General features: G+C 69.7%; 14 protein-coding genes and 1 tRNA gene. 4 read left to right on the plus strand and 11 right to left on the minus strand.

From position 1 onward, the window contains the following. Both B0W88_RS25150 and B0W88_RS25155 read right to left on the minus strand, forming a co-directional pair. On the minus strand, positions 1–505 hold a 505-nt coding region (locus B0W88_RS25150), incomplete at its 3' end, for a FimV family protein (RefSeq protein ID WP_369973929.1). A gap of 175 nt (positions 506–680) precedes the next feature. Then, positions 681–1,463 (minus strand): class II aldolase/adducin family protein, encoded by a 783-nt coding sequence (locus B0W88_RS25155; RefSeq protein ID WP_077037350.1) that lies wholly within the window; start codon positions 1,461–1,463, stop codon positions 681–683. Positions 1,464–1,554: 91 nt separating this feature from the next. Between B0W88_RS25155 and B0W88_RS25160 the strand changes: the two genes are divergently transcribed. Beyond that, complete coding sequence (locus B0W88_RS25160) at positions 1,555–2,259, plus strand: Crp/Fnr family transcriptional regulator (protein WP_077037351.1); 705 nt, start codon at positions 1,555–1,557, stop codon at positions 2,257–2,259. Between the two features lie 30 nt (positions 2,260–2,289). Further along, positions 2,290–3,363, plus strand: coding sequence for a phosphotransferase (locus B0W88_RS25165; protein WP_077037352.1), 1,074 nt, complete (start codon positions 2,290–2,292; stop codon positions 3,361–3,363). A gap of 7 nt (positions 3,364–3,370) precedes the next feature. On the opposite strand, the gene B0W88_RS25170 is transcribed toward B0W88_RS25165, so the two are convergent. Then, positions 3,371–4,090 (minus strand): hypothetical protein, encoded by a 720-nt coding sequence (locus B0W88_RS25170; protein ID WP_077037353.1) that lies wholly within the window; start codon positions 4,088–4,090, stop codon positions 3,371–3,373. 43 nt (positions 4,091–4,133) lie between these two features. Here B0W88_RS25170 and B0W88_RS25175 point away from each other — a divergent pair, with 43 nt between their 5' ends. Further along, positions 4,134–4,826 (plus strand): glutathione binding-like protein, encoded by a 693-nt coding sequence (locus B0W88_RS25175; protein WP_198937934.1) that lies wholly within the window; start codon positions 4,134–4,136, stop codon positions 4,824–4,826. Positions 4,827–4,830: 4 nt separating this feature from the next. On the opposite strand, the gene soxA is transcribed toward B0W88_RS25175, so the two are convergent. The 6 genes from soxA to B0W88_RS25205 form a co-directional block, all read right to left on the minus strand. Continuing rightward, a complete protein-coding gene (gene soxA, locus B0W88_RS25180) occupies positions 4,831–5,475 on the minus strand; it encodes a sulfur oxidation c-type cytochrome SoxA (protein ID WP_233151839.1) in 645 nt (214 codons plus the stop codon). Between the two features lie 80 nt (positions 5,476–5,555). Then, positions 5,556–5,876 (minus strand): thiosulfate oxidation carrier complex protein SoxZ, encoded by a 321-nt coding sequence (soxZ, locus tag B0W88_RS25185; RefSeq protein WP_077037356.1) that lies wholly within the window; start codon positions 5,874–5,876, stop codon positions 5,556–5,558. Position 5,877: 1 nt separating this feature from the next. After that, on the minus strand, positions 5,878–6,300 hold the full coding sequence (locus B0W88_RS25190; RefSeq protein ID WP_144006955.1) for a thiosulfate oxidation carrier protein SoxY: 423 nt from the start codon (positions 6,298–6,300) through the stop codon (positions 5,878–5,880). Next, positions 6,297–6,731 (minus strand): sulfur oxidation c-type cytochrome SoxX, encoded by a 435-nt coding sequence (gene soxX, locus B0W88_RS25195; protein ID WP_077037358.1) that lies wholly within the window; start codon positions 6,729–6,731, stop codon positions 6,297–6,299. Before soxX ends, B0W88_RS25190 begins: the two co-directional genes overlap by 4 nt. A 3-nt stretch (positions 6,732–6,734) precedes the next feature. Continuing rightward, positions 6,735–8,894 carry a molybdopterin cofactor-binding domain-containing protein gene (locus tag B0W88_RS25200; RefSeq protein WP_077037359.1) on the minus strand — a complete coding sequence of 720 codons (2,160 nt, stop codon included), beginning with the start codon at positions 8,892–8,894 and terminating at the stop codon, positions 6,735–6,737. Then, entirely contained in the window at positions 8,891–9,391 is a 501-nt protein-coding gene (locus B0W88_RS25205; RefSeq protein ID WP_077037360.1) for a (2Fe-2S)-binding protein, read from the minus strand. The genes B0W88_RS25200 and B0W88_RS25205 overlap by 4 nt, the downstream gene beginning before the upstream one ends. Before the next feature lie 174 nt (positions 9,392–9,565). Here B0W88_RS25205 and B0W88_RS25210 point away from each other — a divergent pair, with 174 nt between their 5' ends. Next, on the plus strand, positions 9,566–9,898 hold the full coding sequence (locus B0W88_RS25210) for a hypothetical protein (protein ID WP_144006956.1): 333 nt from the start codon (positions 9,566–9,568) through the stop codon (positions 9,896–9,898). A gap of 4 nt (positions 9,899–9,902) precedes the next feature. On the opposite strand, the gene B0W88_RS25215 is transcribed toward B0W88_RS25210, so the two are convergent. After that, the gene (locus tag B0W88_RS25215) at positions 9,903–11,168 is read right to left on the minus strand and encodes a cyanophycinase (RefSeq protein WP_077037362.1); all 1,266 of its coding nucleotides are present in this window, start codon (positions 11,166–11,168) and stop codon (positions 9,903–9,905) included. Positions 11,169–11,241: 73 nt separating this feature from the next. Beyond that, positions 11,242–11,318 (minus strand) — tRNA-Arg (locus B0W88_RS25220).

An 11,318-nucleotide genomic window follows, 5' to 3' on the forward strand; every position in this document is an offset into this window, starting at 1 on the left:
AGACCCAAGCCGCGGCCCAAGCCGAAACCCGCTCCGGCGCCGAGACTCGTGGCTGCGCGGCAGGCGCCGCCGCAACGATGCCGGTGTCCGCCGCGGCCGGCGGCACTGCGTCGACGTTCACCGGCGCCGCCATCAGCGGCCGCGCATCGGGCGGATCGACGAAGGCCGTGTACTGCCGCGTCAGCCGCGGCGGGCAGCCCAGGCTCAGGTTGACCGTGACGATGGGCTCGTCGATCTGCACCGTGCTGAACAGCCGCACGCCGCGCACGCGCCCCTGCGAGTCGCTCTCCAGGCGGAACTGCAGCAGGCCCTGCGGTACCCGGGCCTCGCCGGCCAGCACCTCGGCCCGCACGCAGTCAGGGCCCAGCGTCTCGTCCGCCGTCAGGCGCAGCGGGAACAGCAGGTTCAGCGGCTGGCCGAGCGAGGAATGGGTCAGCGGGCTGCCGACGCCAAGCGCCAGCGCGGAAGCGGGGACCAGGGCCGCGAGGACAAGCCCCGCCGCCATTGCGGACGGGGCCAGGAGGGCGCCCGTTGTCAGTGGGCGCAAGGCGTTAGGAGGCAGTACGCTGTCTCGGTCCATGCCCGCGCGGAAATTGGTTTGGGCCACTCTAGCATGGGGTTTGCACGTCACTGCCCGTACGGACCCGGACTCCGGGGGGAGCCCTGTATCGCGATGGCTCTCAGCTGTCGTAGCCCGGCAACTGCCGGTCCAGCCGGCGCAGCAGGCCCGGCCAGGTCAGGCCCGCGCCCAGGCCCTTGGTGACCTGCGCCTGCTGCTGCTTCGCGCCGGCGATGATGGCCGGGTTCACCGGCACCAGCGGGCCACCGCCCGCCTGCGCGCGGACCTGGATATTGCAGACTGTCTCGAACAGGTACATCTGCAGGAAGGCGTCGGGCACCGAGCGGCCGACCGTCAGCAGGCCGTGGTTGCGCAGCATCAGGAAGCTGTTGCTGGGGCCGAGGTCCGCCACCAGGCGCGGCTTCTCGTCGTCGCGCAGCGCCACGCCTTCGTAGTCGTGATAGCCCAGGCCCGAGAGCACGAAGATCGACTGCTGCGAGATCGGCAGCACCCCGCCCTGCTGGGCGCTGACGGCCACGCCGTTGAGCGTGTGCGTGTGCAGCACGCAGCCGGCATCCTCGCGCGCCGCATGCACCGCGCTGTGGATCGTGAAGCCGGCCGGGTTGACCGGGAACGGCGACTCGTCGAGCTTGTTGCCGTGCATGTCCACGCGGATCAGGCTGGAGGCCGTGATCTCCTCGAACATCAGCCCGTAGGGGTTGATCAGGAACTCGTCGTGCCGGCCCGGCAAGCGGGCGCTGATGTGGGTGAACACGAGATCGTCCCAGCGGAACAGCGCCACCAGCCGGTAGGCCGCGGCCAGGTCCACGCGCAAGGCCCATTCGTCGGGGCTGACCTCCTGCTGGCGGCTGGGAATCTTCGGAAGTTGATGGGTGCCGGTCATGTGCTGTGTCTCCTGTGTTCTGGCAGCGCCAGTGTGCTCGTGGACAATAGGCAATCACGGCATCGCCCTGCTGTCACGTCAGCGACAAAGCATGAATAGCTCCGTACTCACTGCCCAGGAACGCGCCGCCATCGACGCGGGCTCCTGGTTCTCCAAGCTGTCGCCCGCGCTGCGGGCCGACATTCTCTCGCGCGCCTTCGTGCGCCGCGTCACCGACGGCACGCTGATGGGCTGCCGCGGCGAGCCGGCCGAGGAATGGCTCGGTGTCGCCAAGGGCGCGGTGCGGGTCAGCTCGGTCTCGCTGTCGGGCAAGCAGATCTCGCTCACCTATGTGGAGCCCGGCACCTGGTTCGGCGACATCGCGCTGTTCGACGGCATGCCGCGCACCCATGACGCCAGCGCGCACGGCGACACCACGCTGCTGATCGTGCGCAAGGCCGACTTCAAGGACCTGCTGTCGCGCCACACCGAGCTCTACGAGGCCCTGCTGCGCCTGAACTGCCGCCGCCTGCGCCTGATGTTCGACCAGATCGAGGACCTCAACACCCGTCCGCTGGCCGCCCGCCTGGCCAAGCAACTGCTGCTGCTGGCGCGCAGCTACGGCGTGCAGCAGGGCGAGGAGATCCGCATCAGCCTGCAGCTGGCGCAGGAGGACATCGCGCAGTTGCTGGGCGCCTCGCGCCAGCGCGTCAACCAGGAGCTGAAAGGCTTCGAGCGCGACGGCGCGGTGCGCGTAGAGCCGACCCGCCTGGTCGTGCTGAGCAAGGAAAAGCTGCTGGCCATCTCCAGCCGCTGAAAGATAGATCCAGAAAAACCAAGGAGACCCATGGAAGCCTTCACCGGGACGCGCCCACTCACGACCGCTCTGGACAGCGAAGCCCTTGCCGCCTGGCTAACCCGTTATGTCGACGGCTTCCGCGGCCCGCTGACGATCGAGCAGTTCAAGGGCGGCCAGTCCAACCCGACCTACAAGCTGACGGCCGCCAGCGGCACCTACGTGATGCGCAGCAAGCCCGGCCCGGTGGCCAGGCTGCTGCCCTCGGCCCATGCGATCGAGCGCGAGTACGCGGTGATGAGCGGCCTGGCGCAGACCGACGTGCCGGTGCCCCGCATGCTGGCCCTGTGCGAGGACGAATCGGTGATCGGCCGCGCCTTCTACATCATGGAGTTCAAGGAGGGCCGGGTGCTGTGGGACCAGTCGCTGCCCGGCTATGCCAATGCCGAGCGCGCCGCCCTCTACGACGAGATGAACCGCGTGATCGCCGCCTTGCACAGCGTCGATTTCGCTGCCGTCGGGCTGGGCGGTTATGGCAAGCCCGGCAACTACTTCGAGCGCCAGATCGGCCGCTGGAGCAAGCAGTACCTGGCCTCGGTCACCGGCCCCAACCCGGCGATGGACAGGCTGCTGGAATGGCTGCCCGCCCACATCCCTGCCACGGCGCGGGATGAATCCGAGGTCTCCATCGTCCACGGCGACTTCCGCATGGACAACATGGTCTTCCACCCGACCGAGCCGCGCGTGATCGCGGTGCTGGACTGGGAGCTGTCCACGCTGGGCCATCCACTGGCCGACTTCAGCTACCACTGCATGTCCTGGCACATCACCGCCGCCGGCACCGCCCGCGGCCTGGGCGGCGTGGACATCGCGGCGCTGGGCATCCCCGACGAGCGCAGCTACGTGCGGCGCTACTGCGAACGCACCGGCCGCCAGGATCCCGATGCGGTCATGCAGGACTGGAACTTCTACATGGCCTACAACCTGTTCCGGCTGGCCGCCATCGTGCAGGGCATCGCCAAGCGGGCGGAAGACGGCACGGCGTCCAGCGACCGCGCCCGGGAGGCCGGCAAGAGCGCCGTGCCGCTGGCCGAGCTGGGCTGGTCCTTCGCCGAGCGCGGCTAGAAGTCGATCACTCGGGGCGGGAGCTCTGCCAGGCCACGGAGGTGGTGGTCGGCCAGCCGCCGCCGTCGGCCAGCTTGGCGTTGACCCGCTGGGCCTCCCGGCAGGCCACCTCCAGCAGGCGCACCAGCGGCTGGATCTTGGCCAGGTCGGGTTCCGCCATCGCGGTGCGCAGGTAGACATTGCCGCGCATCGTCATCAGCACGAAGGGCTGCCCCTGGGGCAGCAGGTCCTGCGAGGACTGGGCCAGCGTCTCGCTGAGATCACCCTCGATCCAGGCGCTGGTCAGTTCCTTGTTGACGCCCACGCAGCCGAAGCGCTGCAGCACCAGCTTGGAGGTCGGCGCGTACTTGGGGAACATCACCAGCCAGCGCATCTCCTCGGGCGTGTCGGTGTCCACCCGGGTCTTCAGCGTGTCGGTGTAGGCCTCGAAGACGGCCTTCTCCAGCGTCTCCATCAGCTCGCGGCACAGCACCAGCAGCTGCAGGTCGGAGCTGAGCTTCATCTCGCAGCGCATGCGAAGCTCCTGGCCGCCGATGTAGCCGCGCTGGGCCGGGCCCCACTCGATGCGCAGCGTGCCGGGCAGGCCCTTGGGCTGCTCGATCATGAAGCCCTGGCCGTCCTTGGTCAGCTTGAATTGGGCGTTACGCCCGTCGGCCCAGTCGTGGATGGGCCGCCAGCGCGAGGCGTTGGCACGAGCGACGAACCAGTGTTTGACTTGCTTTACCAAAACCATGAGTCAGAGAATGGAGTAGCAACGCATGGAGCGCGCAGTGATCGAAGTCTATTCATGGCCAACGCCAAACGGCCACAAGGTCCACATCATGTTGGAAGAGTGCGGTCTGCCCTATCGGGTGATCCCCGTGGACATCGGCAGCGGCGCCCAGTTCGATCCGGGCTTCCTCGCGATCAGCCCCAACAACAAGATTCCCGCCATCGTCGACCCTGACGGCCCGGACGGCAGGCCGATCTCGCTCTTCGAGTCCGGCGCCATTTTGCTCTATCTGGCGGGCAAGACCGGGCGGCTGCTCCCGGCGGACACCCGCGGCAGGTACGAGGCGCTGCAATGGCTGATGTTCCAGATGGGCGGCGTGGGCCCGATGCTGGGCCAGGCGCACCACTTCCGCATCTACGCGCCCGAGAAGATTCCCTACGCGATCGACCGCTACACCAACGAGGCCAAACGCCTGTACGGCGTCATCGACAAGCGCCTGGCCGCCTCCACCTACATCGCCGGCAAGGACTACTCGATCGCCGACATCGCCATCTTCCCCTGGCTGCGCTCCTGGAAGAACCAGGGCGTGGACCTGGCCGACCATCCGCACCTGAAGGGCTGGTTCGACGAGATCGCCAAGCGGCCGGCGGTGCAGCGCGGCGTCGAGGTGCTGGCCCGCGAACGCAAGCCGCTGCTGGACGAGAAGGCCCGCGAGAACCTGTTCGGCGATACGCAGTACAAGCGCCACTGAGTCCTCAAGGCCGCACGGCGGGCGCATCCATCGACATGCCGGCGGCACGCTTCATCAGGTACAGCTCCAGCGCCACCAGCTCGTCCGCATCGAAGGGCTCCGCCCGCACGCCGCTCGTGCAGTTGCGCAGCCGCCGCTGCAGCGAGCCGAGCGACTGCCATTCCAGCCGGTACAGCGGATAGCCGGTCGGGTGCCCTTGCGGGATCAGCGCGCCAGCCAGCCTGCCGCCGGCGCGGTCATCGTGGCACTGGGCGCACGACAGGTTCAGCTGCCCGATGCGCCGCTCGAACAAGACCTGGCCCTGGCGGCGGAAGGGCTCCAGCCGCGCATCGTCCGGCGGGGCGACGGGCTGGCCTCGCGACTGCAGCGCGACGTAGGCGGCGATGCTCAGGCCCTCCTCACTCTCGGGCGCCAGCTCGGCGCCGTCGCGGCGGCGGCACTGGCGGATGCGCTCGATCAGCGTGACCGGCTTTTTCAGGCCCGCGTCGAAGGCCGGATAGCGCGCCGCCACGCCGCGCATCGAGGCCTGCGCCGCGCCATGGCAGCGCGCGCAGTTCCACTGCGTCCACAGCGCCTGGCCGCCGGCGACCCACAGCATGGCCGGGTTGCCGGCGTCGTCGCGCTGCATCGCCTGCAGGGCCGGGCTCATGGTGTCGAAGCCGCTCCGGCGAGGTTCGGCAGCGCTAACGCCGAGACTCAGCAGCAGGGCGAACACCGGCGCCAGCCGCCTCATGCCACCACCAGCGTCCGTGTCTCGACCTGGCTGAAACCGTTGTCGCCCTCCCAGGTGAAGCGCAACTCGCCGGCCTCCCCCACCCGCAGGAAGAAGGCGATCAGGGGATTCGCCGCCACCGCCGGGAACAGTTCCGCCGCGAAGACCTGCTCGCCGCCGTAAAAGCAGCGGAAACGCCGGATCACGTTGCGCGGCAGGCGGCGCCCGTCGTCGCCGCTGCGGTAGCCGGTCTCCATCGGATGGGCGATCAGGCAGCGGATCTCGACGATCTCGCCGCGCTTCGCCTCGGCCGGCAGGGTGATCAGCGCGCGGGCCATGTCATTCCACGCAGGCGGCCAACGTGACCACCACGTCCACCGCCTGCGAGCGCCAGCTGCCGTCGCTCAACTTCGCCAGCGCCACCAGTTGCTGGCTGGTCGCCAGCCGGATGCGGGTGGACACCTCCGCCCGGCCGTTGGCCGGCGTCAGCGCGAAGCGCACCACGTCGCGCTGCGGATTCAGCTCATTGAACAGCGCCAGCGCCTGCACATGGTCATCGGGCAGCATCGGGCTGGCCGCACGCAGCGTCACCGGCACCGCATTGCCGTTCTCGACCAGCGGGGCGATGTCGATCTGCACGCCGCCGGGTTTGGGCGTTATGCCGCCGGTGTAGAGAAGGATCGCCGCCTGCAGTTCCTCCCGCGTGGCGAGAGCGGGTCGCCAGCACAGGGCCAGGCCCAGCAAGGCTTCGCGGCGCCTCATTTCAGCGTCTCCAGCCAGGCGACGACGTCCTCGATCTGCTGGGCATCGAGGATGGTCTTGCCGCGCCACGCGGCGCCCACCTGCTGCAGGCCCTCGCTGCGGTAGTAGGCAGGCATGATGCTCTGCGGGTTCAGCCGCTGGCCGTCCACCAGCCTCAGCCGCAGCTGCCCGGCGCTCCAGCGCGTACCGGCGCCGGCCAGGTCCGGCGCCAGCGTGCCCTGGAAGCGTTCCTCGGGGATCGGCCCGCTGTGGCACAGCAGGCACAGGCCCTGCTGTCGGCTGGCGACGATGGCGCGGCCGCGGGCTGCATCGCCGACGCGCCCTTCCAGCGGCAGCGGGATCTCATCACCGACCAGGCCGATCACCTCGACCGCACGCACAGGCATCGTCGCTAGGGCCAGGGCCAGGGCCAGCAAGACCTGACCCTGCATGCCTCAGGCCTTCAGGCTGTGCAGCCGCAGCGGCAGCTCGCGGATGCGCTTGCCGGTGGCGGCGTAGACCGCGTTCAGCACCGCCGGCGCCGCCACCGCGATCGTCGGCTCGCCCACGCCGCCCCAGAAGCCGCCCGAGGGCATCACGATCGCCTCCACCTGCGGCATGTGCTCCATCTTCATCACCGGATAGTCGCCGAAGTTGCTCTGCTCGATGCGCCCGTCCTTGACCGTGCACTGGCCGAACAGCGCCGCCGACAGGCCGTAGGCGAAGGAGCCCTCCACCTGGGCGGCGATCTGCTGCGGGTTGACCGCATGGCCGGGGTCCGTCGCCGCCGTGATCTTGTGGATCTTCAGCTCCCCGCCCTTGCTGACCGACACCTCCGCGCAGGCCGCCACATAGCTGCCGAAGCCCATGATCTGCGCGAGGCCGCGGTAGTGGCCCTTGGGCGCCGGCTTGCCCCAGCCGCCCTTCTCCGCCACCGCGTTGAGCACCGCCAGGTTCTTCGGCGAATCGGCCAGCAGCTCGCGACGCAGCGCCAGCGGGTCGCGCTTGAGCGCCACCGCCAGCTCGTCGATGAAGCACTCCAGGTAGATCGCGTTCTGGTTCAGGTTGACGCCGCGCCAGAAGCCCGGCGGCACCGAGGGGTTGCGCATCGCGTGGTCGACCAGCAGGTTCGGCACGGCATAGCTGAAAGTGCCTTCCGGGCCGCTCGGGTTGAGGCCCTGGAACACCGCCGGGTCCAGCCCGTTCTTGATGTTCTGCGGGAACAGCGCCGCCACGATCGACTGGCCCGAGATGCGCATGTGCAGCGCCGTCAGCTTGCCCTGGGCATCGATGCCGGCGCGCAGCTTGCACTGGGTGACCGGGTGGTAGCGGCCGTGCTGCATGTCCTCCTCGCGGCTCCAGATCAGCTTGACCGGCGTGCCGGGCATCTGCCTGGCGATGGAGACCGCCTGCGTGATCCAGTCCTGCGCGGCGCCGCGCCGGCCGAAGCCGCCGCCCAGGTGCAGCTTGTAGACCTCGCAGCGTTCGGCCGGCAGGCCCGAGGCCTCGATCACCGCGGCCAGCGAGGCCTCGCCGTTCTGCGTCGGGGTCCAGACCTCGCAGCGCTCCGGCGTCCACAGCGCGGTGGCGTTCATCACCTCCATCGTCGCGTGGTTCTGGTGCGGCACGCCGTAGACCGCCTCGATGCGCCGGGCCGCGCCGGCCAGCGCGGCCACGGCATCGCCCTTGGTGTTGAAGGCCACGGCGTCGTTGGCGTCCAGGCCGGCCTTCAGCACCGCGGCCGTCTCGGCACTGCTGGCCTTGGCATTGGGGCCCTCGTCCCAGACGACGGGCAGCGCCTCCAGCGCGGTCTTGGCCCGCCACCAGGTGTCCGCCACGACCGCCACCGCGGTCTCGTCCACCTGCAGCACCTTCTTCACGCCGGGGCGATTGGCGATCGCCGCCGCATCGAAGCTCTTCAGCTTGCCGCCGAACACCGGGCAGGCGCGCACGGCGGCGTTGACCATGCCGGGCATGGTCAGGTCCATGCCGTAGATCTGCGAGCCGTCCAGCTTGCCGCGCGTGTCCAGGCGCTTCATCGGCTTGCCTGCCAGCGTCCAGTCCTTCGGGTCCTTCAGCGCGATGTCGGTCGGGGCCGGCAACTGGGCCGCGGCCCGCGCCAGGCTGCCGTAGCTCAGGCGCCGGCTCGTGCCCTTGTGCGAGACATAACCCTTTGCCGCAGCGCAGTCCTCGGGCTTGCATTGCCACTGCTCGGCAGCCGCGGCGACCAGCATCATCCGCGCCGCCGCCCCGCCCTTGCGCACGTAGTCATTCGATTCGCGGATGCCGCGGCTGCCGCCGGTCGAGAAATTGCCCCAGGCCCGCTTGCGCGCCAGGTTCTGGCCGGGCGTCGGGTACTCGGTGCGCACCCGCGCCCAGTCGCATTCCAGCTCCTCGGCCACCAGCTGGGCCAGGCCCGTCAGCGTGCCCTGGCCCATCTCGGAGCGGGCGATGCGGATCACGACCGTCTCGTCCGGCTCGATCAGCACCCAGGCGTTCAGCTCGGGCGTCACGCTCGCCTGTTGGGCCAGCCCGGGAATGTGGAAGCCCAGCACCAGGCCGCCGGCGGCACCGGCCGAGACCTGCAGGAAATGGCGACGCGAGGTGGTGCTCATGCCGCACCGCCTTCCGTCTGGATCGCGATGGCGATCTGCTTGCGCTGCACCTGCCCGGCCGCCAGGTGGATGGCGGCACGCACCCGGTTGTAGGTGCCGCAGCGGCAGATATTGGTCATGGCCGCGTCGATGTCGGCGTCGGTCGGCTTGGGCTTGGCCTTCAGCAGCGCGGCGGCGGCCATGATCATGCCGCTCTGGCAGAAGCCGCACTGGGGCACGTCCAGCTCGTCCCAGGCTCGCTGCACCGGATGGCCGGCATCCGGCGCCAGGCCCTCGATGGTGACGATCTTCTCCTTGGCCGTCACCGTCGACACCGGCCGCACGCAGGAGCGCTGCGCCACGCCGTCGATGTGCACCGTGCAGGCCCCGCACTGGGCGATGCCGCAGCCGTACTTGGTGCCGGTCAACCCGAGCTGCTCGCGCAGCACCCACAGCAGCGGCGTGTCATCCTCGGCCTCGCACTCGCGCAGGCGTCCATTGACGTTCAACTGAGGCATCTCGGCGTCCTCCCGGTCCTTGGGTAGCGCGCAAGCCTAGCAGCAACGCGCGACGGCTGCATGAGGGCGCGAACTAGTGCACGCCCGCCATGCCGTCGACATAAGCCGTTAGCCCGATGGCAGGCTAATCTTGGGCCAATGGAGCTGTATGTCCTTGTTCCGGCCGCTCTGGCCTTGCTGACCGCCCTTGCCTGGCAACGCCGCGACACCGCTCGCCGGCGGCGCCAGATCGACCCGGCGGCGATGCGCGTCCATCTGGCGCTGCAGCGCTACCGCCGCAACATCCGCCCCGGCCGCGACGGCCTGCACCGGCGCGACCTGCGCCTGATGCGCGAGCGCCTGAGCCCGGCCGAGCGCCAGGCCTGGGACGAGGCCCTGCAGGCCTACGAGGAAGCCCGCAGCGGCGCCGCGCAGACCCGCCTGGACGGCGAGCCCTGCTACCGGGACACCAGCGAGATCGCCACCGGCCTGGACCGCCTGCTGGCGCTGGGTACCCGGCGCAGCTAGCAGCCTAGCGCGCCGGCGGCCACTGCCCGAACAGCGGCGTCGGCATCCGCACCGGCGTCACGTCCAGCCGCACGTTGAGCACCGTGTACTCCTCGACGCCGGCCTCCGTGCTGCCCCAGCCCATCGTGTCCTCGGCCTTGTAGAGGCGGAAGTGGAAGCCCAGGTCGGCCAGCGGCTCGCCGGCCTTCACGCGGGCGTCGAAGGCCAGGCCCTGCACCTCGGGCTTCTTCGAGTCGATCAGCTGGGCCATCGCATGGACCAGCGTCGAATCGCCCAGCATGTCCAGGTCGAAGCGATCCTCGGTGTAGTAGGGCTCGAAGCCCGGCGCGCCGGGTTGCAGCCGCTCGCCGCGCAGCTTGGCGGCGGACGGGGTGATGTGTTGCGTGCGCAGGTTCAGCAGGTCGCCGTGATCGAGGTAGGACAGCCGCGCGCCGCGCACGTTGAACACCCCCAGCGCCGCGTCCGTGCTGCTTCCGGCCAGGTCCACCAGCAGCGCGCCGCGGCCGCCGATGATCTCGATCTCCTCGCCGTGCACGACCGCCGCGGTGTTCTCGTCGACACCCAGACCGAGGCGGTAGCCCTTGGCCTGCATCAGCGGGATCATCCGGCCCACGCGCCCGCGGCGCAGGAAGTGCTGGTCCACGAACAGGTCCGGCCCGACAAAGCCCAGGCCCCGGTCCACCTGCGTGCCCTCGCTCCACTTGCCCTTCATCACGTCGACGATGTTGGGCGCGTCGCGGAACATCGCCCGGCTCATGATCGCAGCGCCGGCCGAGCTGCCTGCCACCACGCCGCCGTCGCGATACAGGTCCCAGATGGCATCCAGCAGCGGCGTGCGCTGGCCGCCCGGCTGCAGCACGTCGACGATGCGCTCCTGCGAACCGCCGGTGAAGAACACGCCGCGGGCCTTGCGCACCTTGTCGATCAGCGCCGGGTCGCGCACTGCATCGCGCACGTCGCCCGGAAACTTGTAGCCCACCGGCAGCAGCTCGGCCACCGCGCCGCGGCGCGCCAGCAGGCGCACGACCGAGCGGCCGCTGGCCTCCGGGTCTTCCGAGGCCGTGCCCAGCACGACGAAGCGCGCGCCGCGGCCGCCGGCCAGGTCGACGACCCGCTGCCAGACCTCGTCGTTGTCATTGCGCAGCGCGCCGCCGATCGCGACGGCCCAGCCCTTGACCGGAGCATCGTTCGGATCGTCGGCAGCGGCGGCTTGCAAGGTGGCAGAAAGAAGAAGGGGAAGGGAAGACAGGCAGAACAGGCGACGGCGCATGGTCCTTGATTCTGCCCAAATGGAAAACGGGTCAGACGCTTGCACGTCTGACCCGTTTCATTTCTTCTTGTTCTGGTGCGGCTGGCAGGATTCGAACCCACGACCCCTTGGTTCGTAGCCAAGTACTCTATCCAACTGAGCTACAGCCGC

Source organism: Pelomonas sp. KK5, from assembly GCF_001984095.1.
In the GTDB taxonomy this organism is placed as follows: Bacteria; Pseudomonadota; Gammaproteobacteria; order Burkholderiales; family Burkholderiaceae_C; genus KK5.